26 protein-coding genes, 2 tRNA genes and 1 pseudogene are annotated in these 24453 nt (G+C 72.8%); 22 read left to right on the top strand and 7 right to left on the bottom strand.

What is annotated here, in order from left to right:
• Positions 1 to 12: 12 nt before the first annotated feature.
• Positions 13 to 567, bottom strand: coding sequence for a hypothetical protein (locus tag VKK44_RS28710; RefSeq protein WP_107161949.1), 555 nt, complete (start codon positions 565 to 567; stop codon positions 13 to 15).
• Positions 568 to 1113: 546 nt separating this feature from the next.
• Between VKK44_RS28710 and gyrB the strand changes: the two genes are divergently transcribed.
• The 8 genes from gyrB to VKK44_RS28670 all read left to right on the top strand — a co-directional run bounded on the left by gyrB (position 1114) and on the right by VKK44_RS28670 (position 8035).
• Positions 1114 to 3060 (top strand): DNA topoisomerase (ATP-hydrolyzing) subunit B, encoded by a 1947-nt coding sequence (gyrB, locus tag VKK44_RS28705; protein ID WP_343444277.1) that lies wholly within the window; start codon positions 1114 to 1116, stop codon positions 3058 to 3060.
• A gap of 130 nt (positions 3061 to 3190) precedes the next feature.
• Complete coding sequence (gene gyrA / locus VKK44_RS28700) at positions 3191 to 5710, top strand: DNA gyrase subunit A (RefSeq protein ID WP_343444276.1); 2520 nt, start codon at positions 3191 to 3193, stop codon at positions 5708 to 5710.
• A 3-nt stretch (positions 5711 to 5713) separates the two neighbouring features.
• On the top strand, positions 5714 to 6628 hold the full coding sequence (locus VKK44_RS28695; protein ID WP_343444275.1) for a DUF3566 domain-containing protein: 915 nt from the start codon (positions 5714 to 5716) through the stop codon (positions 6626 to 6628).
• A 144-nt stretch (positions 6629 to 6772) separates the two neighbouring features.
• Positions 6773 to 6846, top strand: a tRNA-Ile gene (locus VKK44_RS28690).
• Between the two features lie 43 nt (positions 6847 to 6889).
• Positions 6890 to 7018 (top strand): DLW-39 family protein, encoded by a 129-nt coding sequence (locus VKK44_RS28685; protein ID WP_013283222.1) that lies wholly within the window; start codon positions 6890 to 6892, stop codon positions 7016 to 7018.
• A 10-nt stretch (positions 7019 to 7028) separates the two neighbouring features.
• A tRNA-Ala gene (locus VKK44_RS28680) sits at positions 7029 to 7104 on the top strand.
• A 257-nt stretch (positions 7105 to 7361) separates the two neighbouring features.
• Positions 7362 to 7652, top strand: coding sequence for an ArsR/SmtB family transcription factor (locus VKK44_RS28675; protein WP_343444274.1), 291 nt, complete (start codon positions 7362 to 7364; stop codon positions 7650 to 7652).
• A complete protein-coding gene (locus VKK44_RS28670) occupies positions 7649 to 8035 on the top strand; it encodes a VOC family protein (RefSeq protein ID WP_343444273.1) in 387 nt (128 codons plus the stop codon). Before VKK44_RS28675 ends, VKK44_RS28670 begins: the two co-directional genes overlap by 4 nt.
• A gap of 11 nt (positions 8036 to 8046) precedes the next feature.
• Here the strand turns inward: VKK44_RS28670 and VKK44_RS28665 are convergent, their stop codons facing one another.
• A complete protein-coding gene (locus VKK44_RS28665; protein WP_343444272.1) occupies positions 8047 to 8637 on the bottom strand; it encodes a dienelactone hydrolase family protein in 591 nt (196 codons plus the stop codon).
• Between the two features lie 65 nt (positions 8638 to 8702).
• On the opposite strand from VKK44_RS28665, the gene VKK44_RS28660 reads away from it, so the two are divergent.
• Complete coding sequence (locus VKK44_RS28660; protein WP_343444271.1) at positions 8703 to 9284, top strand: helix-turn-helix domain-containing protein; 582 nt, start codon at positions 8703 to 8705, stop codon at positions 9282 to 9284.
• A 219-nt stretch (positions 9285 to 9503) separates the two neighbouring features.
• Positions 9504 to 10451 carry an L-threonylcarbamoyladenylate synthase gene (locus tag VKK44_RS28655; protein ID WP_343447936.1) on the top strand — a complete coding sequence of 316 codons (948 nt, stop codon included), beginning with the start codon at positions 9504 to 9506 and terminating at the stop codon, positions 10449 to 10451.
• Between the two features lie 6 nt (positions 10452 to 10457).
• On the opposite strand, the gene VKK44_RS28650 is transcribed toward VKK44_RS28655, so the two are convergent.
• Positions 10458 to 14927 carry a cation-translocating P-type ATPase gene (locus tag VKK44_RS28650; RefSeq protein WP_343444270.1) on the bottom strand — a complete coding sequence of 1490 codons (4470 nt, stop codon included), beginning with the start codon at positions 14925 to 14927 and terminating at the stop codon, positions 10458 to 10460.
• Between the two features lie 156 nt (positions 14928 to 15083).
• Here VKK44_RS28650 and VKK44_RS28645 point away from each other — a divergent pair, with 156 nt between their 5' ends.
• From VKK44_RS28645 to VKK44_RS28630, 4 genes are all read left to right on the top strand, one after another.
• Positions 15084 to 15344, top strand: coding sequence for a hypothetical protein (locus tag VKK44_RS28645; protein ID WP_343444269.1), 261 nt, complete (start codon positions 15084 to 15086; stop codon positions 15342 to 15344).
• A 54-nt stretch (positions 15345 to 15398) separates the two neighbouring features.
• A complete protein-coding gene (locus VKK44_RS28640; RefSeq protein ID WP_343444268.1) occupies positions 15399 to 16766 on the top strand; it encodes an MFS transporter in 1368 nt (455 codons plus the stop codon).
• 246 nt (positions 16767 to 17012) lie between these two features.
• Positions 17013 to 17162 (top strand): hypothetical protein, encoded by a 150-nt coding sequence (locus VKK44_RS28635; protein ID WP_199199841.1) that lies wholly within the window; start codon positions 17013 to 17015, stop codon positions 17160 to 17162.
• Positions 17163 to 17224: 62 nt separating this feature from the next.
• Positions 17225 to 17773 (top strand): YbaK/EbsC family protein, encoded by a 549-nt coding sequence (locus VKK44_RS28630; protein ID WP_343444267.1) that lies wholly within the window; start codon positions 17225 to 17227, stop codon positions 17771 to 17773.
• Between the two features lie 36 nt (positions 17774 to 17809).
• On the opposite strand, the gene VKK44_RS28625 is transcribed toward VKK44_RS28630, so the two are convergent.
• From VKK44_RS28625 to VKK44_RS28615, 3 genes are read right to left on the bottom strand one after another with little or no spacing between them, the layout of a single operon-like run.
• Positions 17810 to 18442: a DsbA family oxidoreductase gene (locus VKK44_RS28625; protein ID WP_343444266.1), complete on the bottom strand. Its 633-nt coding sequence runs from the start codon at positions 18440 to 18442 to the stop codon at positions 17810 to 17812.
• A 20-nt stretch (positions 18443 to 18462) separates the two neighbouring features.
• On the bottom strand, positions 18463 to 18888 hold the full coding sequence (locus tag VKK44_RS28620) for a SufE family protein (RefSeq protein ID WP_343444265.1): 426 nt from the start codon (positions 18886 to 18888) through the stop codon (positions 18463 to 18465).
• Between the two features lie 26 nt (positions 18889 to 18914).
• Positions 18915 to 19334 (bottom strand): CBS domain-containing protein, encoded by a 420-nt coding sequence (locus VKK44_RS28615; protein WP_343444264.1) that lies wholly within the window; start codon positions 19332 to 19334, stop codon positions 18915 to 18917.
• 43 nt (positions 19335 to 19377) lie between these two features.
• Between VKK44_RS28615 and VKK44_RS28610 the strand changes: the two genes are divergently transcribed.
• Together VKK44_RS28610 and VKK44_RS28605 are read left to right on the top strand one after the other, a co-directional pair.
• Positions 19378 to 19503 carry a hypothetical protein gene (locus VKK44_RS28610; RefSeq protein WP_343444263.1) on the top strand — a complete coding sequence of 42 codons (126 nt, stop codon included), beginning with the start codon at positions 19378 to 19380 and terminating at the stop codon, positions 19501 to 19503.
• Entirely contained in the window at positions 19500 to 19874 is a 375-nt protein-coding gene (locus VKK44_RS28605; protein WP_343444262.1) for a VOC family protein, read from the top strand. Before VKK44_RS28610 ends, VKK44_RS28605 begins: the two co-directional genes overlap by 4 nt.
• A 97-nt stretch (positions 19875 to 19971) precedes the next feature.
• Here the strand turns inward: VKK44_RS28605 and VKK44_RS28600 are convergent.
• A pseudogene (locus VKK44_RS28600) lies at positions 19972 to 20115 on the bottom strand (DUF397 domain-containing protein); the annotation flags it as partial.
• Between the two features lie 15 nt (positions 20116 to 20130).
• Between VKK44_RS28600 and VKK44_RS28595 the strand changes: the two are divergent.
• From VKK44_RS28595 to VKK44_RS28570, 6 genes are all read left to right on the top strand, one after another.
• Positions 20131 to 20697: a putative immunity protein gene (locus tag VKK44_RS28595; RefSeq protein WP_343444261.1), complete on the top strand. Its 567-nt coding sequence runs from the start codon at positions 20131 to 20133 to the stop codon at positions 20695 to 20697.
• A complete protein-coding gene (locus tag VKK44_RS28590; protein ID WP_343444260.1) occupies positions 20694 to 21209 on the top strand; it encodes a putative immunity protein in 516 nt (171 codons plus the stop codon). Before VKK44_RS28595 ends, VKK44_RS28590 begins: the two co-directional genes overlap by 4 nt.
• A gap of 102 nt (positions 21210 to 21311) precedes the next feature.
• Positions 21312 to 21842 (top strand): SigE family RNA polymerase sigma factor, encoded by a 531-nt coding sequence (locus VKK44_RS28585; RefSeq protein ID WP_343444259.1) that lies wholly within the window; start codon positions 21312 to 21314, stop codon positions 21840 to 21842.
• The gene (locus tag VKK44_RS28580) at positions 21839 to 22975 is read left to right on the top strand and encodes a hypothetical protein (RefSeq protein ID WP_343444258.1); all 1137 of its coding nucleotides are present in this window, start codon (positions 21839 to 21841) and stop codon (positions 22973 to 22975) included. Before VKK44_RS28585 ends, VKK44_RS28580 begins: the two co-directional genes overlap by 4 nt.
• Before the next feature lie 188 nt (positions 22976 to 23163).
• Positions 23164 to 23886 carry an SGNH/GDSL hydrolase family protein gene (locus VKK44_RS28575; protein WP_458351698.1) on the top strand — a complete coding sequence of 241 codons (723 nt, stop codon included), beginning with the start codon at positions 23164 to 23166 and terminating at the stop codon, positions 23884 to 23886.
• A gap of 3 nt (positions 23887 to 23889) precedes the next feature.
• Positions 23890 to 24336 (top strand): hypothetical protein, encoded by a 447-nt coding sequence (locus VKK44_RS28570; RefSeq protein ID WP_343444256.1) that lies wholly within the window; start codon positions 23890 to 23892, stop codon positions 24334 to 24336.
• Positions 24337 to 24453: the final 117 nt, after the last annotated feature.

Genomic DNA, 24453 nt, shown 5'->3' with positions numbered 1-24453 from the left:
CCGGAGCGGCTGCTACACGTCCGCGTAGACCGCGAAGCCCCGCTCCGCGCAGCGCCGGTAGAACGCGGCCAGCACGCTCAGCTCGGCGCAGGTGAAGTTCCACTGCGGCGGATCGCCGCTGTCGTCGCGCAGCTTGTCGAGCCGGCTCTCCAGCCAGCGGAGCTGCTGCTCGGCCAGCCGCCCGTCGCCGAGCAGCGCGCGCAGCACCTCGCTGACCGACTCGAACGTGACCGCCTCGCCGTAGGGCCGGTGTCGGGCGACGAACTTCTCCACGCCCTCGGCGATCCAGGCGCAGCCGTCCGGGTCGATCACCGGATCTTCGTCCTCGGCCGCGTTCTCCGTGGCGTAGAGCACATTTTCCAGCCCGAGGATCAGGTCGACCAGCTCGGTGTACGCGGTCGCCCGCACCGTGCCGGTCTTGGCGATCAGCTCGGCGAGCGCGGCGGTCGGGGCGGAGATGCGTGGCATGTCCACGATTTCGCCGAAGTCCACGAACTCAGCCGGCGCGACCGGGTCGTAGAAGCGGCCGGTACGCGGCCAGTGCACCGCGACGTTGTCCAGCCCCATCTGGCGTCACCTCTCACCAAGCGTCTGTCGGACCATCCCAGCCGATGGTCCCCGGTCCGGGCGCAAAAGATCAAGACCGCAACGGCGGCGCCGCAAAAGGTACGGCACGTCGCGTTCCACCGCGACCCCCGGCCCGCGAACCGCCGGTCACCGGCCCGGCGGCCCCGACCGGGCGCGGTGGCCGATGGCACGGCGCGGCGTCGTGGCGTGTAGGGGGAGTCGCGGGCAGCGAGGTTCGTCCGGCTACGGCATTCTCAGCCGCCTCTCCAGGGGTGCCGAGTGGCGGTTTGGTCGGCTGCGCACAGTAAGATTGGAGGCGAGACGAAAGACCCGACACGGAGCGACCGACATGGGCCCCCGGGGCCCTTGATCATTGTGCCGCATCGGGTCCGAGCCGATCGCGATCCGCGGGCAATCGCGGCGCCCGGCGTACACGATCCGTGACCTGGTGATCCCGGGGGCGGCCCGGGCACGCCGACGTCGTGTCCTGTCCGCCGAACCCGCGCCCCGCGCCCGTGCGCGGCCGGTGCGAGAAAGTGGCCGAGCGTGGCAGCGGAGGACAACAAGAAGTACGGCGCCGAGTCCATCACCGTGCTGGAGGGCCTGGAAGCGGTCCGGAAGCGGCCCGGTATGTACATCGGGTCCACCGGCGAGCGCGGTCTGCACCACCTGGTGTGGGAGGTCGTCGACAACGCGGTGGACGAGGCCATGGCCGGCTACTGCGACACCATCGACGTGGTGCTGCTGGCCGACGGTGGCGTCCGGGTCACCGACAACGGCCGGGGCTTCCCGGTCGACCTGCACCCCAAGCTGAAGAAGCCCGGCGTCGAGGTGGCGCTGACCGTGTTGCACGCGGGCGGCAAGTTCGACGGCAAGGCGTACGCCGTCTCCGGCGGCCTGCACGGCGTCGGCGTCTCGGTGGTCAACGCGCTCTCCACCCGGATGGCCGTGGAGATCCACAAGGACGGTTTCGTCTGGCGGCAGCGCTACAACCAGTCGAAGCCGACGCCCCTGGAGAAGGGCGAGCCGACCGACCGGACCGGCTCCGCGGTCTCCTTCTGGCCCGACCCGGACGTCTTCGAGACCGTCGACTTCGACTTCCACACCATCTACCGGCGCCTCCAGGAGATGGCCTTCCTCACCCGCGGCCTCACCATCCACCTGCTCGACGAGCGGGTGCCGGAGGACGAGGACGGCAAGCTCCGCGAGGTCACCTTCCACTACGACGGCGGCATCGCCGACTTCGTCCGGCACCTCAACGCCTCGAAGAGCCCGATCCACAAGACGGTGGTCGAGTTCGGGGCCGAGGAGACCGGCATGTCGGCCGAGATCGCCATGCAGTGGAACGAGTCGTACGGCGAGTCGGTCTACACCTTCGCCAACAACATCAACACCCACGAGGGCGGCACCCACGAGGAGGGCTTCCGGGCCGCGTTGACCAGCGTGGTCAACCGCTACGGCGCGGAGAAGAAGCTGCTCAAGGGCGACGAGCGACTCTCCGGGGAGGACATCCGCGAGGGTCTGGCCGCGATCATCTCGGTCAAGCTGACCGACCCGCAGTTCGAGGGGCAGACGAAGACCAAGCTGGGCAACACCCCGGTGAAGGGCTTCGTCCAGCGGGTCTGCAACGAGTCGCTGGTCGACTGGTTCGACCGCAACCCCGCCGAGGCGAAGATCATCATCACCAAGGCGTCCCAGGCCGCCCGCGCCCGCATCGCCGCCCAGCAGGCGCGCAAGCTGGCCCGGCGCAAGTCGCTGCTGGAGTCCGGCTCGATGCCGGGCAAGCTGGCCGACTGCCAGTCCACCGACCCGCGCGAGTCCGAGGTCTTCATCGTCGAGGGCGACTCGGCCGGCGGTTCGGCGAAGCAGGGCCGCGACCCGCGTACCCAGGCGATCCTGCCGATCCGCGGCAAGATCCTGAACGTGGAGAAGGCCCGGATCGACCGGGTGCTGAAGAACAACGAGGTGCAGGCGCTGATCACGGCGCTCGGCACCGGCATCCACGACGACTTCGACATCGAGAAGCTGCGGTACCACAAGATCGTGCTGATGGCCGACGCGGACGTGGACGGCCAGCACATCCAGACGCTGCTGCTGACCCTGCTGTTCCGCTTCATGCGACCGCTCGTCGAGCTGGGCCACGTCTACCTGGCCGCCCCGCCGCTTTACAAGATCAAGTGGAACAAGAAGGGCGACGACGCCCAGTACGCGTACTCCGACCGGGAACGTGACGGGCTGATCGCGCTGCGTCAGCAGAAGAAGGCCAACGCCAAGCCGGACGACATCCAGCGGTTCAAGGGCCTCGGCGAGATGAACTACCCGGAGCTGTGGGAGACCACGATGAACCCGGCCACCCGCACCCTGCGCCAGGTCACGCTCGACGACGCCGCCACCGCGGACGAGTTGTTCAGCGTCCTGATGGGTGAGGACGTCGAGGCGCGCCGGTCGTTCATCCAGCGCAACGCCAAGGACGTGCGGTTCCTGGACATCTGACGGACGCGGCCGGGCCGGCCGGAGATCCACCGGTCGGCCCGGCAGTCCACAGACTTATCCACAGTCCGGCCGCTTTCCACAGCCGTTATCCACAGCTAGATCACGACTCTAAGTCTGATAAGGGTTAACAGTGACCGATCTTCCCGAGTCCACCCCGAACGAGCCGGAGACCCCGGAGACACTGGCCGCGGTCGTCCAGCACGACCGCATCGAGCCGGTCGGCCTCGAGGTCGAGATGCAGCGCTCGTACCTCGACTACGCGATGAGCGTCATCGTCGGGCGCGCCCTGCCGGACGTGCGGGACGGGCTCAAGCCGGTCCACCGCAAGATCCTCTACGCCATGTTCGACTCCGGCTACCGGCCGGACCGCGGCTACGTGAAGTGCTCCCGCGTCGTCGGCGACGTGATGGGCCAGTTCCACCCGCACGGCGACTCGGCCATCTACGACGCGCTGGTCCGGATGGCGCAGCCGTGGTCGCTGCGCTACCCGCTGGTCGACGGCAACGGCAACTTCGGCTCGCCCGGTAACGACCCGGCCGCCGCCATGCGCTACACCGAATGCAAGCTCGACCCGCTGGCGATGGAGATGCTGCGGGACATCGACGAGGACACCGTCGACCTCCAGGACAACTACGACGGCCGGGCCAAGGAGCCCACCATTCTGCCGTCGCGGATCCCGAACCTGCTGATCAACGGCTCCGAGGGCATCGCGGTCGGCATGGCCACCAAGATCCCGCCGCACAACCTGCGGGAGATCGGCGCGGCGGTGCAGTGGTGCCTGGAGAACCCGGAGGTCGACGAGGCGACCACGCTGGAAGCGCTGCTGGAGATCGTCAAGGGTCCGGACTTCCCGACCTACGGCCTGATCGTCGGGCAGCAGGCCATCCAGGACGCGTACCGGACCGGGCGTGGCTCGATCCGGATGCGCGCGGTGGTCGAGGTGGAGGAGGACAAGCGGGGTCGGCCGGCGCTCGTGGTCAGCGAGTTGCCCTACCAGGTCAACCCGGACAACCTCGCCGAGCGGATCGCCGAGCTGATCAAGGAGGGCAAGCTCGCCGGCATCGCCGACATCCGGGACGAGTCCTCCGGGCGTACCGGCATGCGGATCGTGCTGGTGCTCAAGCGCGACGCGGTCGCCAAGGTGGTGCTGAACAACCTCTACAAGCACACCCAGCTCCAGGAGACGTTCGGCGCCAACATGCTGGCGCTTGTCGACGGGGTGCCGCGCACGCTCAACCTGGCGCAGTTCCTCCGCTACTACGTCGAGCACCAGATCGAGGTGATCCGCCGGCGGACCGCGTTCCGGCTGCGCAAGGCGGAGGAGCGGGCGCACATCCTGCGCGGCCTGAGCAAGGCGCTGGACGCGCTGGACGAGGTGATCGCCCTGATCCGGCGTTCGCCGACGGTGGAGGACGCCCGGCAGGGCCTGATCCGGCTGCTGGAGATCGACGAGGTCCAGGCGACCGCGATCCTGGACATGCAGCTGCGCCGGCTGGCCGCGCTGGAGCGGCAGCGCATCCTGGACGACCTGGCCAAGCTCGAGGTGGAGATCGCCGACCTGAAGGACATCCTGGCGAAGCCGGAGCGGCAGCGGAAGATCGTCTCCGACGAGCTGGGCGAGATCGTCGCGAAGTGGGGCGACGACCGGCGTACCAAGATCGTGCCGTTCGACGGCGAGGTCTCGATGGAGGACCTCATCGCCCGCGAGGACGTGGTCGTGACGATCACCCGCACCGGGTACGCGAAGCGGACCAAGGTCGACCTGTACCGGTCGCAGCGGCGTGGCGGCAAGGGCGTGAGCGGGGCGACGCTCCGGCAGGACGACATCGTGAGCCACTTCTTCGTATGCTCTACCCACGACTGGATCCTGTTCTTCACGAACAAGGGTCGGGTCTACCGGGCGAAGGCGTACGAGCTTCCCGAGGCCAGTAGGGTGGCCAAGGGCCAGCACGTGGCCAACCTGCTCGCGTTCCAACCGGACGAGCAGATCGCGCAGATCATCGAAATCCCGAACTACCAGGTGGCGCCCTACCTGGTACTGGCCACGAAGAACGGCCTGGTGAAGAAGACGCGGCTCGAGGAGTTCGACTCCAACCGTTCCGGCGGCATCATCGCGGTCAACCTGCGCGATGAGGACGAGCTGGTCGGTGCGGTGCTGGTGGCGCCGGAGGACGACCTGTTGCTGGTTTCCAAGAACGCGCAGGCGATCCGCTTCAACGCCACCGACGAGGCGCTGCGTCCGATGGGCCGGGCCACCTCGGGGGTGATCGGCATGCGCTTCAGCGGTGAGGACGAGCTGCTCGCCGTCGAGGTCGTCCGGGAGGGTCTGGACGTGCTGGTCGCGACGAACGGGGGGTTCGCGAAACGTACCCCGATCGAGGAATACCCGGTCCAGGGCCGGGGAGGTAAGGGCGTGCTGACTGCGAAGATCACCGAGCGACGCGGTGGTCTGGTCGGCGCGGTCGTGATCGATCCGGAGGACGAGCTGTTCGCCATCACGAGCAACGGCGGCGTCATCCGGACTCCGGTGAAGCCTGTACGCCGTACGCGTGACCGGAACACAATGGGGGTCAAGCTGATGGACCTCCCGGACGGCGTGACTATCGTGGCGATTGCTCGCAATGCCGACGAGCCTGACGAACAGGACTAGTTGATGACGGAGACACAGGCGAAGTCGGGGAACAAGGGGACCTCGGCCACCCCGGTCGACGAGGAGGCCGCGCAGGGCGGTACACCAGCGACCGGCCGCGCGGCCGTGGGTCGGGCCACGGTCCCCGCCGACGCGCCTGCCCCGAAGTTCACCCGGGCCCCCGGCATGGCCCCGCCTCCCGAGAAGCCGGCCGAGGGTTCGGAGTCCCGCGACTCGACCGAGACGAAGGTCGACGCGCCGACGTCGGCCGACGGCTTCGCGGCTCCGGCCGCGGCGAAGCCCGCCACGAGCACACCGCCGAGCAGGCCGACAGCGACCGCCCGGGCCTCCACCGGCACGACCGGCACGCAGCCCCGCATCGGCGCCGGCCTCGGCACCGCCCCGAAGGGGGCACCCGAGGCCACCGGTCCGGCCGGCGGTCCCCCCGGGCGTCCCGCCAACGGGGGCGGCCTGCCGCCGGGCATCAGCGGTGCGGCGGCGGTCGGTGCCGCGCGCGTGGGTGAGGCGGTACGCGCCGCGCGTACCTCGGTCAGTTCGGCCGCGTCGCGCGGGCCCCGCCGGGCGCGGTTGAACCTGAAGCGGATCGACCCGTGGTCGGTGATGAAGTTCGCCTTCGCGGTCTCGGTGGTGCTCTTCATCGTGGTGGTCGTGGCCACGTCGGTGCTCTACCTCGCGCTCGACGCGATGGGTGTGTTCAAGAGCGTCAACGACAGCCTGACCGATCTGGTGAACGCCGGCGGCGGTTCGGGCGGCGGCGGGTTCCGCATCACCGCGAAGGGCGTGATCCTCACGTCCGCACTGATCGGCCTCGTCAACGTGGTGCTGTTCACCGCGCTGGCCACGCTCAGCGCGTTCGTCTACAACGTCTGCGCCGACCTGGTCGGCGGGATCGAGCTGACGCTCGCCGAGCGGGACTGACATGACGACGCCGGGGCGCCGCGTAAAGCGGTCGCCCCGGCGTCGTGCGTCCGGGTAGGTTCGTGATGGCGCGGGTGCTTCCGCCACGGGCCCCCCGATTTGGGCGCGCTGGCGGCGATGGGTTAACCTTGCTCGTCGCCACGCGGGGCTATAGCTCAGTCGGTTAGAGCGCAGAGCTGATAACTCTGAGGTCGCTGGTTCGATTCCAGCTAGCCCCACCGCACATCGTCCGACGGTAGTCGAGCACGAGGGGTCAATCCCATGTTCAAGAAGCTCCTGATCCTGGCCGGCATCGTCGGGGTGGCCGCTGTGGTGGCCAAGAAGGTCAAGGCCTCGAACGACGAGCGCGCCCTGTGGCACGAGGCGACCACCGCTCCCGACCTGCGCTGAGCGCCGTCTCGGGGCCCTAGCTCAACTGGCAGAGCACTGCCTTTGCAAGGCAGGGGTTAGGGGTTCGAGTCCCCTGGGCTCCACCAGCACTTTCACCGTTCGATCTCGCTCCCGCGCGCATGGCCGCTGTCGGCCGTCGAGCCACGATGGAGCCTCATCTCTCAAGGCAACGCGCCCGGCCCGACGAAGCGTCGAGCCGGGCGCATCGGCGTGAGCTACGCCCCGAAGCAGGCCGTGTTCGGGTGATGCCGGTGGTGGATTCGTTCCGGGTGCCCGAGGCCGGGCGGGGAGCGGTCGCTTCCGGTGCTTGATAGGCAAGTCACCGCTTGCCTATCATGGTGGGGTGGGCGATCTGTACCAGGCGCTGGCCGATCCCACCCGCCGCCTGATTCTCGACGAGCTGACCGAGCGCGACGGTCAGACGCTGTTCGAGATCTGCGGCCGGTTGGCCACCCGGCACCAGGTCGGCTCGTCCCGGCAGGCGATCTCCCAGCATCTCGACGTCCTGGAGGCCGCCGGCCTGATCGTCACGCGCCGGCAGGGCCGGTACAAGTTCCACCACCTCGACACCCGGCCGCTGCGGTCCATCACCGAGCGGTGGCTCAGGCCCGAACCCATCCAGGAGACTCCATGAAAATCAACCTGACCAGCGTGTACGTCGACGACCAGGAGAAGGCGCTGCGCTTCTACACCGAGGTGCTGGGCTTCGTGAAGAAGACGGACGTGCCGACCGGCGAGCACCGCTGGCTGACCGTCGTCTCACCGGACGCTCCCGAGGGGGTCGAGCTGCTGCTGGAACCGGAGGCCCACCCGGCCGCCAAGGCGTTCAAGGAGGCGCTGGCGGCCGACGGCATCCCGTTCACCCAGTTCGCGGTGGACGACGCCGTCGCCGAACACGAGCGGCTGCGGCAGCTCGGTGTGCTGTTCACGCAGGAGCCGGTGGACATGGGCCCGGTGGTGACCGCCGTCTTCGACGACACGTGCGGCAACCTGATCCAGATCGCCGAGCACCGGTAGCGGGCGACCGGTCAGCCAAGCCGGTCGAGGAGGTCGCGGCTGCGGGTCACGACCAGCGCGGTCGCCTCGGCGTCGTACGACGGGAGCGAGCTGTCGGTGAACAGGTGCCGGTCACCGGGGTAGACGAACAGCTCTCCCCGGTCCGGGCCGACGATCGAGACCAGTTCGCGGGCGGCGTCGACGTCACCCTCCAGCCCGAAGAACGGGTCCCGCTCCATGCCGTGCACCTGCACCGCCACGTCGTCGGGCCAGGGGCCGAGCGCCCATTCGCCGGTGACCGGCAGGCAGGCTTCATAGAGCAGGGCGGCCCGCGCGCCGGGCCGGGTCTGGGCGAGTCGTTGGGCGATGGCGGCGCCCCAGGAGACCCCGGCGTGGACCAGGTCGGGGGGCAGGTCAGCGGCGATCCGGTCGGCACGCCGGTCGAGGACGTCCGCGCCGATCCGCTTGACCAGCGCCGAGCCCTCCTCGACGCTGGCCGGACGCTCGCCGTCGAAGAGATCGGGGACGTGCACGGTGTGCCCGCCGGCACCGAGGGCGTCGGCGAGGGCACGTACGCCGTCGGTGAGCCCTTGCAAATGGTGGAAGAGGAGGACCTGGGCCATCTCTAGACTCCCTGATTGTCGGACCGGAATCATCGAACGAACCAGAATATTAGAACGGTCGAGAAATGTCGGTCAATAAGCGGGTCCCGGACTACGACCTCGACGACCTGCTCGTGGTCACCGCGCCCGAGCAGTTGCGTGCGCTCGCCGACCCCCTGCGCGGCACCCTGCTGGAGCTGCTGCTGGAGCGCGCGGCCACGGTCAACGAGCTGGCCCGCGCCGTGGACCGGCCGAAGAGCAGCGTGGCTTACCACGTGAACCAGCTCGTCGACGCCGGGCTGCTGCGGGTGGTGCGTACCCGTCGGGTCCGGGCCATCGAGGAACGCTTCTACGGGCGGGTCGCGCGCACGTTCTACGTCGGCGCGCTCCACCGACCCGAGGACAGGCAGGTCGTCGCCCGGATGAACGGTCTGGCCGAGGCCGCGGCGGAGGCCGCCGCCGCGCACGCCGCCGACGAGCTGCGGTGCACGCTGGTGCACGCGCGCATCCCGATCGAGGACGTGCGGGAGTTCTGGACCGAGGTGCAGGCGCTGGCCCGGCGGTTCGCCCAGATTCCGCGCGCCGGTGACCAGGTCTACGGCTTCGCCGCCGGCCTCTACCCGACCGACGCGCCCACCCTGCCCGACGCGGACCACCCCGCCGACTGACCCGCGCTCCCCACCCGCGCCTGCGCCCGCGCCCGCGTCGGACCGCGCGGTGATCATGAGGTTGGCGGGAGTGAAACGGACAAGAAGCGCGGTCCACTTCATGATCACCGAGGCGAGGGCGGGGAGGGGCGCGGCGGGGCGGCGTGCGGTCGGGTCCGTGCCGGGGTGGTGAGCGGCGCAGGCTAGCGTCGCAGCGTGAGCAACGGATCCCCGCGCGTCCTGCCGGCCGGCAGTGGCATCGACGAGGCCGCCGCCGTCCTGCGCGCCGGCGGGCTGGTCGCTTTTCCCACCGAGACGGTCTACGGGCTGGGCGCGAACGCCCTCGACGCCCGGGCCGCGGCGCGGATCTTCGAGGCGAAGGCACGGCCCAGCTTCGACCCCCTGATCAGCCACCTGGCCGACGCCGCCGACCTGCCCGCGCTGGTCGGCGCCGTGCCGCCGGCCGTGGCCGCGCTGGTGGCGCGGTTCTGGCCCGGCCCGCTCACGCTGATCGTGGACCGGCCGGCGGCTATTCCGCCGATCGTCACCTCCGGCCTGGACACCATGGCCGTCCGGGTGCCCGACGAGCCGGCCGCCCGGGCGCTGATCGCCGCCGCCGGCGTGCCGGTGGCCGCGCCGAGCGCCAACCGGTTCGGCCAGCTCAGCCCGACCCGGGCCGAGCACGTGGTGAACGGCCTGGGCGACGCGGTGGACGTGGTGCTCGACGGTGGACCCACCCGCTGCGGCATCGAGTCGACAATCGTGGACGCCCGGGGTGAACGGCCGGTGGTGCTGCGGCTGGGCGCGTTGCCGGTCGAGGCGCTGATCGAGGCCGTCGGGCCGGTCGAGGTGCGTCAGGGCAGCTCCGGCCAGCCGGTCGCGCCCGGGACGCTGGCCGCGCACTACGCCCCGCGTACCCCGTTGCGGTTGGGCGCGGCGGCCGGGCACGACGGGGGCCGGCGAGGGTTCCTGGCCTTCCGGGACGCACCGGCGGACGGCGACTGGGCGGCGGTGGAGGTGCTGTCGCCGGACGGCGACCTCACCGTGGCGGCGGCGCGCCTCTTCGACGCGCTGCACCGGCTCGACGCGGCCGGGGTGACCGAGATCGTCGCCGAGCCGGTGCCCGACGAAGGCGTCGGGCGGGCGATCAACGACCGGCTGCGCCGGGCCGCTGCCACCTGGCGGTAGGGCCCGTCAGGACGAGCCGGGCTGCGGCAGGCGGTCCACCAGCCGGGTCAGCGCGCCGTTGGCGAGCGTCGCGCCGAGCGCCGAACCGGTGGCGATCGTCCAGCCCACCGGGCCGAGCGGGGTGCAGCCGAAGAACTGGCTGACCCCGGGCGTCTGCACCACCACGACCAGCACACCGACGGACGCGGCGGTGGCGGCCAGCACGGTGGGGCTGGTGCCGCCGGCCAGCACGGTCTGGCCGAGCTGGGTGCCGATCAGCGAGGCGAGCGCGACGGTACCGGCCCGGCGGCGGGTGCCGGTCCACCGGGCCAGCGTCCAGCCGGCGGTCGCGCCCAGCGTGGTCGCCGCCGCGCGTAGCCCGATCTCCCGGGTCATGGTGGCGCCCAGCGACGAGTCGGGGCCCTCGCGCAGCAGGTGGTCGGCGCGGTCGTCAGCCGGCGGCCGGACCGCGATGGCGAGCGCCGGCGCGAGGTCGGTGAGCAGGTTGACCAGCAGCAGTTGCCGCCCGGTCAGCGCGGACCGGCCGGTCGAGGCGGCGGTCAGCACGCTGAACGCGATCTCGCCGAGGTTGCCGCCGACCAGGATGCTCAGCGCGTGCCGCACCGACGACCACATGGCCCGTCCCTCGACCAGCGTGGCGATGATCGTCTCCAGCCGGTCGTCGGTGACCACCAGGTCGGCGGCGGCGCGGGCGGCCGGGGTGCCCCGCTGGCCGAGCGCGATGCCGACGTCGGCCAGCCGGATCGCCGGAGCGTCGTTGGCGCCGTCGCCGGTCATCGCCACGGTCCGGCCCCGGCGCTGCAACGCCTGGATGATCCGTACCTTGTGGGCGGGCGTGCAGCGGGCCACCACATCGGTGGCCATCAGCCGTTCGGCGAGCGCGGTGTCGTCGAGCCGGTCCAGGTCGGTCGCGGTCACCACGCGCTGCTGGCCGTGGTCGGGGCTGATGGTGGCGGCGATCGCCTCGGCGGTGGCCGGATGGTCGCCGGTGATCATGACGGTGTGCACGCCGGCCGCCCGGATCCGCTCCACCGCCGGCCGGGCGCTCTCCCGCACCCCGTCGGCGAGCGTCAGGAAACCCACGAAGACCAGCCCGTCGACCTGCTCGTCGGTGACCCCGTCGGTGGACACCGGGCACTCGGCCACGGCGAGGACGCGGTGCCCGGCGCCGGCCCGGCCGGCCAGCATGGCCTGCACCTCGTCCCGGCCGGCCGCGTCCAACGGCCGGTCACCCGCGGCGGTCCGCCGGGACGCGCAACGCGGCAGCACCGACTCGGGCGCGCCCTTCACGCTGAGCAGCGACCCGTCGGCGGTGCGCCCGACCGTGGCGCTGTAGCCCCGGGACGGCTCGAACGGCAGCCCCCCGGTCGCGGTCCACTCCGCCGCGCCGGTGCGCTCGGTCACCCCGGCCGCGGTCGCGCCCCGGCGTACCGCGCGGTCGGTCTGCTGCGGCAACTCGTCCGGGTCGGCCGCGGCCGGAGTGGCCCGCAGCGCCGCGGCCAGCGTCGACCGGAGCGGGTCGTCGAGGCGGTCCGCCGGGGCGTACCGGTCGTCGCCGGTGCCCACGCCGGCCAGCAGCAGCTTGCCCTCGGTCAGCGTGCCGGTCTTGTCGAAGCAGAGCACGTCGACCCGGCCCAGCGCCTCGATGGTGCGGGGATTGCGGACCAGCGCGCCGTGCTCGGCCAGCCGCCGCGCCGCCGCGAGCTGCGCGGCGCTGACCAGGAACGGCAGCCCCTCCGGCACCGACGCCACGGCCAGGTTCGCGGCGGTCGCCGCCGTCTCGGCCAGGGGTACGCCCCGCAGCAGCCCCGCCCCGGCCACCGCGATCGCCGAGGCGGCAGCCAGCGGTACGGCGCTGCTCGTCAGCTTCCCCAGCCGCGCCTCCACGCCGCTGACCGGCGGGGCCTGGCGGGCCAGCGCCAGGCTCCGCCCCGACTCGGTTTCCGCGCCGGTGGCCACCACCACGGCGGTGCCGTGCCCGGCGGCCACCGTGGTGCCCTCGAACAGCATCGAGTGCCGCTCGGCGATCGCCGCCGCGACCACCGGGTCGGGGCTCTTCGCCACCGGCAGCGACTCGCCGGTCAGGGACGACTCGTCGGCCTCCAGGCCGTCACTCGTCAGCACCCGGCAGTCGGCCGGTACGGCGTCACCGGAGGAGATGCTGATGACGTCGCCCGGCACCAGGTCCTCGGCGGGCACCACCCGTTCCGCGCCGTCGCGCCGTACGCGCGCGGTGGCTGCCGAACGGGACAGCAGTTCGGCCAGCGAACGTTCGGTGTTGCGTTGGTGCACGGCGCCGACCAGCGCGGAACCGCCGACCAGTCCGCCGACCAGCGCCGCGTCGACGAGGGAGCCGAACGCGGCGGAGAGCACCGCGCCGGCGGCCAGCACCGGGGTGAGCGGGTTGGACAGCTCGTCGACGAACGCGCGGAGCAGCCCGGCCGGCCCGTGCCCGTCGCCGGCCCCGGCACCCCGGCGACGGTCCGCCTCCTCGTCGGTCAGCCCGTCGGGGTGGGCGTCGAGCTGGTCGAGGACGGTCTCCACCGGCATGAGGTGCCAGGCGGTGAGCGCGGGCACCGGGGTGCCGGCGCGGTCCGGCAGGCGGTGCGCCCGGAAGACGCCGTGCGCGAACGCGACCGCGGCGGCGCCGTTCACCGCTGCCAGGGTCGGGCGGGGCAGTTGCCGCCGGTCGGCGGTGAACGCGCCGAGCGCGCCGAGCCCGCTGCCGGCCATGGCGATCCGGATGTTCTGCCGGGTCATCCGGCGGGCCACCCCCGCGGCGTCGATGAGCAGCGCCGGGACGCGCAGGTCGTCGCCGACCAGCAGGTGCGCGCCCCACGGGGGCAGGTCGTCGGGCGCGGACACGCCGAGACCGCAGTCGGCAGCCGCGAGCGCCGACCGGTCGCCGGAGACCACCAGCACCACCGCGCCCTCGCGTTGCAGGTCGCGTACCGCGTCGGCGAGTCGGGTCCCACCCGGTACGTGACGGTCCGCGTCGTCGTGGCCGCCGTCCTCGGCGCCGCCGATCACGAGCCGGAATCCGGCCTGGCGGGTGGCGGACACCAGCGCGTCCATCCCAGGGGCGGGTTCCGGCTCGACCCGCAGCACGGCGGCGAGCCGGTCCCCCCGGGCCAGGCCGAGCAGCCGTCCGCCGCCGGCGCGCAGCCGTTCGCTCTCCGGGGTGTCCCCCGGGTCCTCGACGTCCAGGCGGTCCAGCGGCCCGATCCGCCAGCCGCCGTCGGCGCGCACCGCGTCCGGGTCGGCCGGGTCGAACAGGGCGAACGCCCGGGCGGCCACCTGTCCGGTGTCGGCGCCGGGCAGCGGCGCCAGGTCGGCCAGCACGCCCCGGTCCGAGCCGAGCACCGCCGCGTCCAGCAGCACCGTGTCGATCCGGTCCAACTCGCGCAGCACGCTGCGGTCCATCGCGATCACGCCGCGCCGGGCCAGCATCCGGCCGAGCTGCGCCGCGTACCCCTCGCGACCGCTGCCGGGCGCCTTGGACAGCGCGGAGAGCGCCAGCGCGGCGGCCCGCTTGCCGCCGGCCACCGGGAGCGCCGCCGCGCCGGCTGCCGCGCCGGCGGCGAGCATCCGCTGGACGTAGCGTTCGACCTGACCGTCCGGGACCGGGCAGGGGCGCTCGCCGTCCGGCACCCGGGCGACCGCCCGGTCCGGGTCACCGGTCAGCCCCGGTTCGGCGCGGCTCCAGGCGGCGAGCTGGGCGCGCGCCTCACCCCACTGCACCACCCGCTGCGCGCCGTCGAGCACGATGCCGGTCCAGCCTCCGGTGAGGCCCTGCACCACCGCCTCGGCCAGCGGGAAGATCACCTCGGCGCGGGGGTCGGCGCGCAGGCCCCGGTCGGCCAGCGCGTGCAGCTTCGGGTGCAGGTCGACTGCGGCGAGCAGGCCCGCGACCTCACCGGGGACCGGGGTGAACGGCAGGATCCGGGTGGCCGCGGAGATGGTCAGACCGAGCGCGTCGGAGGCCAGCGCGCCGAGCGTACGAGGGGTGCGCGGCCCCTCCTCTGGCGGATGCGGCGGCGGGATCTCCGGGTCCGGCTCGTACGGGCAGGCACGCTCGGCGCGCGCCACGGTGTCGATCAGGTCCCGCAGCTTCGGCGCCGGCTCCCGGGTCGCCACCACCACCCGGCCGGACGGCGCGTTCACCCGGGCCCAGGTCACGCCCGGCACCGCCTCCAGCGCCGTCTCGACCTGCCGGGCCAGCCGGTCCCCGCCGTCCTGACAGACACCGTGCACCTCGATGTGGTGCCGGCCGTCGCGTGACCACACCCGTCGGCGGGTCAGGCCGGCCACCCGGGCCAGCCGGGTGGCGGCCGTGCCGACCGCGCCCGCCGCCTCGGTCACCCCGGTCGGCACGGCGGCGCCGGGCAGGACCGAACCGACGGTACGGGCGACCCGCGCGACCGCGTCCGGTACGGCGGCCGGCGACAGCAGGAGACCGGCGAAGCCGTACGCCATCTCGCCTCCCGGACTCGTCCCGGCGGCCCGACTTCCCGGCGGCGCGTCCGTTATGCCCTTTGGGAGGGGGAAGTTTCCCGACTGCCGGGGCATGGATGCCCGGGGCGGTGGAATGCCGGTCGGGTCGATGCCGTCGTCGCAACCGGGGAGGCTGGGATGAGCACGCTGACACGACATCTGAGCGGATCGCGGGAGATGGTTCGGGCGTACAGCCGTCGGGTGGACGTTCCGTTCCTGGGTGAGGTGGCGGTGCCCCCGCCGGACAAGCTGGCCTACTACGCCGGCATCGGGGTGCTCACCGCGTTGCAGGTCATCGAGTGGCCGTTGGCCCTGGTGATCACCGCCGGGCACGTCCTGGCCGACCAGCATTTCTCGGGACTGGTGAAGGGCGTGGGTGAGGCGCTGGAGACCGCCTGACGAGACGGGGCCCACAGTTGACCTCAACCGCGGTTGAGGTCACAGGCTGGGTGCATGACGATCGCCGCCACCACCGCCGCAGCGGAGGACCGGGACCTCTGGTCGCCACGCCTGCGGGCGATGACTGTGGGCAGCGTCGCCCTGGTGTCGCTGCTGGCGTTCGAGGCGCTCGCGGTCGGCACCGCCATGCCCACGGTGGCGCGTCACCTGCACGGGCTCGGCCTGTACGCGTTGGCCTTCGGCGGCCCGTTCGCCTCCGGCGTGGTGGCGATGGTGGTCTCCGGCATCTGGTGCGACGCGCGTGGGCCCCGGCCGGCGATGTGGCACGGGGTCGCCTGGTTCGTCACCGGGCTGGCGGTGGCGGGCGCGGCCACCAGCATGGGCACGCTGGTCGTCGGGCGGGTGGTGCAGGGTTTCGGCTCCGGCCTGCTCTCCGTGGCGCTCTACGTGATCGTCGGGCATGCGTACCCGGAACGGCTGCGGCGGCGGATGTTCGCCGCCTTCGCGGCGGCCTGGGTGGTGCCCTCGCTCGTCGGTCCGGCGTTGGCCGGCCTGATCGTGGAGCACCTGGGCTGGCGCTGGGTGTTCCTCGCGGTGCCGGCGGTCGCGGTGCCGGCGGTGCTGCTGATCCAGCCGGGCCTGCGCACGCTCGCCGGCACCGTGCCGACCGGGCCGCCGGCCGGCGCGTTGGCCCGGGTGGGCTGGGCCTGCGGCGCCGGGGCGAGCGCCGCGCTGCTGCACTACGGGGGGCAGCAGCGCGGCGCGTACGCCGTCGCCCTGATCGGCGTGGCGCTGGCCGGGTTGCTCACCTGCGTACCCCGGTTGCTGCCGCCCGGGTTCCTGCGGGCGGCGCGCGGGCTGCCGACGGTGATCGGCCTGCGCGGGCTGGCGTCGGCGGCGTTCGTCGGCGCGGAGGTGGTGATCCCGCTGATGCTCTCCCGGGAACGCGGGTTCACGCCCACGGGTGCCGGGTTGGTGCTCACCGTCGGGGCGCTCTCCTGGTCGGTGGGCTCGTGGGTCCAGGGCCGCATCACCGCGCCCCGATCCGCCGCCAGCCTGCCCCGGGCCGGGCTGGCCTGCATCGCGGTCGGTACGGCGGGTGTCGCGTCGGCGCTGCTGCCGGGACTTCCGGTGTCGCTCGCGGTGGCCGCCTGGGCGGTCGCCGGCCTCGGCATGGGACTGCTCTATCCCTCGCTGTCGGTGCTCACGCTGGAGCTGTCCGCCCCGGCCGAACAGGGCCGGAACTCCTCGGCGCTGCAACTGGGCGACTCGCTGGCGGCGGCCACCGTGCTGGCGCTGACCGGGGCGGTGCTGGCCACCGGCTCGTCACCCGGCCCGGCCAGCTACGCGGTTACGCTCGCCGTCGCCGCCGGCTGTGGCCTGCTCGGCCTGCTGCTCGCCGGCCGGGTGACGGCGCGCTGACCGGGTTCGCGGCCGGCGTGTGCACGCTGCGTGATGTTCGCGCCGGAAGGTGTCGCTCGGCAGCGATATACCTCTCCGGCATAATTATGCCTCCTTGGTATATCGCTCGGAGCGGTCGTCTCCCGCGCGGGCGACACGCCCGGGTGGGTGGGCCGTCGGTCGGGGGCATCGGGCCGCGCGACACGTTCGGGGGAACCGGGCGAAGACGAGAAGGGATCGCGTCCGCCGTCGACCTACCGTGATGCCATGCTGGTCTTCGTCGCCACCGTGGTGCTCTACGTCTTCGGCTTCGTCTTCCTCTACGGCGTGATCCGGGTCGGTGTCCGGCACGGCATCCAGGACGCCGAGGCGAACCGCCCCGAACCGCTGCAACGCCGCCAGCTCACCGAGGTGTGAGGCCGGGGCCGCCCCGCCCTGTCGAGCGGATCCCGGTCGCAGGTGCGAGGATCGCACCCGTGATGGGGACGCTGAAGACCGAGCCGGCCCGGCTCCGGCTGGACCTGCTGGCTCCGCCGGTCGCCGCGGCGGTGGAGCAGTGGCCGGACGAGGCGCCGGTGAGCGTGGACGAGGTGCTGGTCGCCCCGATCGACGCCGAGCTGGCCGACACCGCGGCCTTCTGCGCGGCGTACGAGGTGGAGTTGACGGAGTCGGCCAACTGTGTGGTGGTCGCCGGCAAGCGTGGCGGCGAGACCCGGTACGCGGCCTGCGTCGTGCTCGCCACCACCCGGGCCGACGTGAACGGCGTGGTCCGTAAGCTGCTCGACGTGCGCAAGGCGAGCTTCGCGCCGATGGCCGAGGCGGTGGAGCTGACCGGGATGAAGTACGGCGGGATCACGCCGATCGGGCTGCCCGAGGAGTGGCCGATCCTGGTCGACGCACGGGTGATCGCCGCGCCGCACGTGATCATCGGCTCGGGCGTACGGCACAGCAAGATCGCCCTGCCCGGGCCGGCGCTCGGCGCGCTGCCCGGGGCGCAGGTGGTGGACGGACTGGCCCGACCGGCCTAGCCGCTCACTCGCATCGATCTTGTTCCACGTGAAACATCACCCGGCCGCCTCGCGCTGCTCGACCTCACGCAGCGCGGCGAGCAGTGTCTCCGGCTCCTGGGCGCCGGTGACCGCGTACTTCCCGGCCAGCACGAACGTCGGCACGCTGGAGACGCCGAGCTGGTGCGCGGCGCTCAGGTCGGCGGCCACCTCGCGGCGACCGAGGTTCGACGTCAGGTAGCGGCGTGCCTCGTTCTCGTCCAGCCCGGCCTCACCGGCGAGCGTGACCAGCACGTCGATCGAGCCGACGTCGAGGCCGTCGAAGAAGTGCGCCCGGTAGAGCCGCTCGACCGTCTCGGCGGCCCGGCCGTGCTCGGTGGCGAACCGCACCAGCCGGTGCGCGTCGAACGTGTTCGCCGCCACCGCGCGGTCGAACCGCAGGTCGAGCCCCGCGCCCGCGGCGACACCGGAGACGTGGGCGGCCATGCCCTCGGCCTTGTCCCGCCCACCGAACTTGCCGCCCAGCGCGTCCAACAGCGGCTTCGGCTCGGTCACCGGCGTCGGGTCGAGCTGGAACGGTCGGTACCGGACGGTCACCTCGCCGTCGTACGAGTCGAGGGCCTGTTCGAGCCGGCGCTTGCCGATCCAGCACCAGGGGCAGACGACGTCGGCGTAGATCTCGATCTCCATGACCAGCGACAACCCGCCGGTCAGGCGATCTGTTCCCGGACCTGCCGCTTCAGCCGGGCCAGGATGGCCGTGCCGCCGCGCACCCGGAGCGGGCTGATCGCCTGGGCCAGGCCCATCCGTTGGTAGAGGTCGTCCGGCACGGCCAGCACCTGCTCGGCGCTCGCCCCGGCCAGCCCTTCGGCGAGGATGCCGGCGAACGCCCGGGTGGTCGGCGCCTCCGGCGGACAGTCGAAGACCGTGGTCACCGTCCGGTCCGGGTTCACCTCGGCGCGCAGGAAGAACGCGGTCTGACACTCGGGGACCTGCTCCAGTTCCTCCCGGTCGACTCCCTCCGGCAGGGGCGGGATCACGTCGGCGAACTCCAGCATCATCTCCAGCACGACGTCGCGCGGGGCGGCGGCGAACTCGTCGACGATCTCGGCCAGCTTGGTCGGCATCTCGGGCATGGGTCGAGGCTATCCGCCGCCGCCTCTCACGCGTTCGGGGCGGCCTCGCTGATGTCGCCGAGCGCCGACTGGGGGTCGAGCTGCATGGCCAGGTCGCCGAGGGAGACGATGCCGACCAGCTTCCGGTCGCTGTCGCAGACCAGCACCCGCCGGATGTTGCGCTCGCGCATCAGCGAGGCCGCCTCGTTCGCCGTGCAGTGCTGCTCGATCATGACGACCTCGCGCGTGATGATCGACCCGATCGTGGTGGTGCCCGGGTCGGCGCGCTCGGCCACGGCCCGCACCACGATGTCGCGGTCGGTCAACATGCCGGCGAGCGTGGCGCCGTCGGTCACCACCACGTCGCCGATGTCCGACTCCTTCATCACCCGGGCCGCCTCGTCGAGCGGGGTCTCTGCGGGAAGATAGACAACCTGCTTGGTCATCACGTCACTGACGCGGTACATGAGAGCCTCCGAAACGCCTCGGTCGATCCGATTGCGGTACCCGGTGGCACGATCGCTACACCCGGTCGCGGCGCGTCGTGCCCAGTTCGTCGCGCAGGCGCTCGACGACCGCCTCGACCACGGCCGGGCGATCCGTTTCCGGGTCGACGGGGTAGGAGAGTCGGTATGAGTGAGCGACCCCGTTTCTCGTTGACGTCCACCGTGCTCGACGCGCCGTCCGCACAGGAACTCGCCGGCTTCTACGAGCGGCTGCTCGGCTGGCCACGACGCGAGGACGAGCCGGAGTGGGTCGTGCTGGCCCCACCGGACGGCGGCGCCACGCTGGCGTTCCAGGACGAGCCGGCGTACGTGCGTCCGGTGTGGCCGGCCGGCCCGGGCGACCCGCCGATGATGCTCCACCTCGACATCAAGGTCGACGACCTCGACACGGCCTCGGCGTACGCGGTGTCGCTCGGGGCCACGGTGGCCGACCACCAGCCCCAGGACGACGTGCGGGTGCACCTCGACCCGGCCGGTCACCCGTTCTGCCTCTACCTCTGAGGCACGCCTTCCGGGTACGCGAGCACGCGGTGCTGATCGGCCTCGACACCCCGGCCACGTCGTCGCTGCTTCCGCCGGCGACGGTGGCCGAGTGGGCCTACGAACTTGATGGCGTGAACGGGTCGCGGCCGGCACCATCCCGGACGAAGGCACGCCACGCGTCGGCGGTGAAGGTGAGCACGGGACCGGTCGGGTCCTTGCTGTCCCGCACCCCGACCACCCCGACCAGGTCGCCCGCCACCTACGATCCACCGACGTGACCGCCCGCAGGAATGTCGTGTCCGGAGACTTCGACCTGACCATGGACGAGCTGCGTGTCGTGGCGCACTACGTGGTCCGGCACGCCGAGGACGTCCTGCCGGTCTTCGAGCAGGCCGTACCCGACGATCCGCGTCCCCGGGCGGCGATCGACGCGGCCCGCGCGTTCGTCGACGGCGCCGACCGGACGCGACGGCAACGCGTGACGTCCATGGACGCCCACCGGGCCGCCCGGTCCGCGCCCACCGAGGCCGCGCGACTGGCCGCGCGGTCCGCCGGTGATGCCGCCGCCGCGGCGTATCTGCATCCGCTCGCGCAGGCCAGCCAGGTCGGCCACATCCTGCGGGCCGCGGCGAGCGCGGCGCGGGTCGGGGAGTTGGCGGCCGGCGGTGACCCGACGGTCGGCGACGCGCTGCTGGACCGCTCACGGCGGTGGGCCACGCCGGTGCTCGTCGACGTGCTCCGCCGATACCCGCCGGCGACCGGCGGCAGCAGCCGCGTCGCCCGGCTGATGAGCACGCTGGACGACGCCCTGCGCGCGACCGGAGCGGAGCACACGCCGTGATCCTGCCGACGGTCCGGGACCCCCGCTTCGTGACGATCCGCCGGGGCGGCACGCTCACCGACGACGACCACCGGCTGCTCGCGCTCTGGGCCGCCGACTGCGCGGAACACGTCCTCGGTCTGTTCGAGTCGGTCCGACCCGACGATCCGCGACCTCGCCAGGCGATCGAACACATCCGGGCCTGGGTGCGCGGCGAGGTCACCATGATGGTGTCCCGCGCGGCCGGCGGCCACGCCATGGGGGCGGCCCGGGACCTGCGGGGAGCCGCCCGGCACGCCGCGTACGCGGCCGGCCAGGCCGGAGCCGTCGCCCACGTCGCCGCGCACGAACTCGGCGCCGCCGCGTACGCCATCAAGGCGGTGCGCGCCGCCGCGCCGCAGGGGGAGGCCGACGCGGCGGGCCGGCGCGAGTGCCGGTGGCAGCGCGACCAGCTCCCGGCGGCGATCCGTGAGCTGGTCCTCGACGACCAGCGGCTGCGCAACGACATCTGCTGGTCGGTGTTCGCGGACTGAATTGCCGGGACCGACCAGCCGGCGGCGGCAACCATCGAGCGGCGAGGCGACGTCTGGGAAGGCATCAGACCGACGCACCACTGACCCGAAGGATCGGCTCGTGTGGACCCTCTCCTGAGTGAGTTCGACTCGTTCGTGCGCACCCGCACACCGGCGCTCCTGCGCTCGGCCTACCTGCTCACCGGTGACCAGCACCTGGCCGAGGATCTCGTCCAGTCCGCCCTCGCCCGTACCCACCGCTCCTGGAGCCGGCTGCACGACAGCGGCAACGCGGAGGCGTACACCCGAAAGATCATGTACCACCTCCAGGTCTCCTGGTGGCGACGTCGCCGGGTGGCCGAGTCGATGTCGGGCGACCTGCCCGAGCCACGCGGAGGCGACTCGGCCCCCGACCACGCCCAGCAGACCACGCTGCGGCTCACGCTCCGGGCTGCGCTGGCCCGGCTGTCCACGAAACAGCGGGCCGTGCTGGTGCTGCGGTTCTTCGAGGACCGCACCGAGACGGAGGCCGCAGACCTGCTCGGCGTCACCGTCGGCACGGTCAAGAGTCAGACCTCGAAGGCGCTCGCCAAGCTGCGCACCGTCGCCCCGGAACTCGCCGACCTGTACGCCACGGAAGGAACCGTCCGATGAACCAGGATCGCCTGCGCTTCGACCTGGCCGACCTGGCCGACGAGGTCACCCCGGTCGACCTGCGGGACCGGGCCCTGCGTACCTCCCGCCGGCTCGGCATCCGGCGGGCCGTCGCCACCTCCGCCGCCGCGCTGCTGGTGCTGGCCGCCGCGACCGGAACCGCGCTCGCGATCCGGCCGGACGGTTCGGCGCCCGCGCCGGCCGTCCCGTCGGTGACCAGCACCCCGCCGCCGGTCGAGCCCACCCCGACGCCGCCGGTCGAGCCGACCCGCGCGCCGTCGAAGGACCCGAGCCCGAGCGCCGGCCAGCCCCGGTCGGCGTTGACCGGCACCCGTTACTACCTGGAGCAGACGCCCACCCGGTCCCGGATCCACGCGGTCCGAGGCACGCAGGACCAGGTGGTCCACGAGGTCGTCCACTCCGGCAGCGGCTGCGAGGCCAACACCCTCAGCGTCTCGCCGGACGGCAGGCAGGCGGTATGGGTGCAGGACAGCACCGACAACAACATGAGTGGTGTCCTGCTGATCGCCACCGTCGAAAAGCAGGGGGTGAGGACGCTGGCCGAGGGAATCAGCTGCCTCGGCAGCCGGCCGCTGCGCTGGCAGGGCAGCTACCTGCTGATGGCACAGAAGAAGAACGGCCAGTCCGTGCTGCTGGACGTGCCGGCTCGCCAGCCGGTGCCCGGCGATCCTGGCCAGGAGACGGATCGCTGCTGGTCCGCCGACGGCACCTGGCTGGCCGCGGTGGCGGACGGCAAGCCGTACGTCACGGACGGCACCCGGACGCGGCAGTACACCTACACGCCGCCGAAGCAGGAGGCCGACAAGTGGGGCGGCTGGGAGGCGCGCAGCGTCTCCATGGACGGCCGGTACGTGGCGGTGGGCTGGATCGGCACCGATCCGTCCCGCCGGGACGGCAGCTTCGCGGTGGTCGACACCATCACCGGCAAGGTCGTCGACCTGCCCGGCACGGGCGAGGTGCGCAGCGTCCTGTTCAGCGCCGACGGCACCGTGCTGCTGCGGCGGGGAACCGGCATCACGGTCCTCGACAGCACGTTCGCGCCGCTTGGCGTGGTGACCGAGCCGGCACCGACCCGCAACCGGGCGCTGCTGGCGTACCTGCCGGTGAGTTGATCACGACGCCGGGCGGTCCACCCGGTGGACCGCCCGGCGTCGAGACGTCCACCACGTCCGACCCCGGGGGGCGAGCGGGAGCGCACCGGGCGGTGACAGACTGGACGACGCTTCTGCGGGGGACGTCGGAGGGAGGCGCCGTGCGCTGGCGCAGCTTCGTGGCGGTGGGCGACAGCTTCACCGAGGGCATGGACGACGCGTATCCGGACGGCAGCTACCGGGGCTGGGCCGATCTGGTCGCCACCCGGCTCGCCGCCGAGGCCGGCCCCGACTTCCGCTACGCCAACCTGGCCATCCGGGGGCGGCTGTTCCCGAACGTCGTGGCCGAGCAGGTGCCGGCCGCGCTGGCCATGAAGCCCGACCTGATCAGCTTCGCGGCCGGCGGCAACGACGTGCTGCGCCGCAGCTTCGACCCGGACGTCTTCGTCCCGCGCTTCGACGCGGTGATCGGGCGACTGCGGGCCGGCGGCAGCGACGTGGTGCTGTTCCGGTTCGCCGACGTGATGGCCCGGCTGCCCGGCCAGCGGCTGGTGGCGCCTCGGGTGACGCTGCTCAACCGGGCCGTCGGTGAGGTCGCCGAGCGACACGGCGCGATCCTGGTCGACCTCTACGCCGACGAGGCGTACCTCAACCCGATGCTCTGGAGCACCGACCGGCTGCACCTGTCGGCGACCGGGCACCGGCGGGTCGCCGCGCAGGTGCTCACCGCGCTCGGGGTGGGCTGCGAGGAGGAGTGGCTGATGGTGCCGCCGCATCCGGCGCCCACCCCGTGGCTCGCCGCCCGCGGCGCCGACCTGCGCTGGGCCGGCCGGCACCTGGCGCCGTGGATCAAACGTCGGCTGACCGGCCGCTCCTCCGGGGACTTCGTCACCGCCAAGCGGCCCGTGCTCGGCCCGGTCGACGCCGGCTGAGCGGTGCGCACCGTCCACGCCGCGGACCTGCTGCGGCTCACCGTCGACGACGAGCCCCGCGCCGGGCTGGCGGTCCTGGTGGGCGGCGACCGGGTCGAGGCGGTCGCGCCGCTGGGTGAGCTGACCGCCGCGTACCCCGAGGTGCGGGTGCGGCGGTGGGCCGGCATGCTCGGGCCGGCGCGGGTGCACGACGGCCCGCTGCCGCCCGCGCCCACGCCGCGTGAGCGGGTGTACGCGCTGTTCCGGCTCGGTGTCGCCGCGGTGCTCGACGCCCACGTCACCGATCCGGCGCTGCGCGCCGCCGCAGCCCGTAACGGGGTGGCGGTGCTGCCCGCCGCCCGGCCCCCGACGCTGGTGGTCGGTGACCGGGCCGACCTCGCCGTGTTCGACGCGGACGGCTCCTGCCGGGCCACCGTGGTCGCCGGGCGGCTGGTGCACCGCCGCGCCTGACGATTCGTCGGCCACCCGGCCCGGTCTGTTGCCGTGGGTCATCGCGGTCCTCTGCGGTCGGGGCGTTCGCAACTGCCGAATACGACCCGCCGGATCCGCTGCGGTGGGGCCGGTGTC

This window comes from Micromonospora sp. DSM 45708, from assembly GCF_039566955.1.
Taxonomy (GTDB): Bacteria; Actinomycetota; Actinomycetes; order Mycobacteriales; family Micromonosporaceae; genus Micromonospora.
Note: the sequence above shows the minus strand (reverse complement) of the source record. Positions and strands in the feature narration are given on the sequence as shown.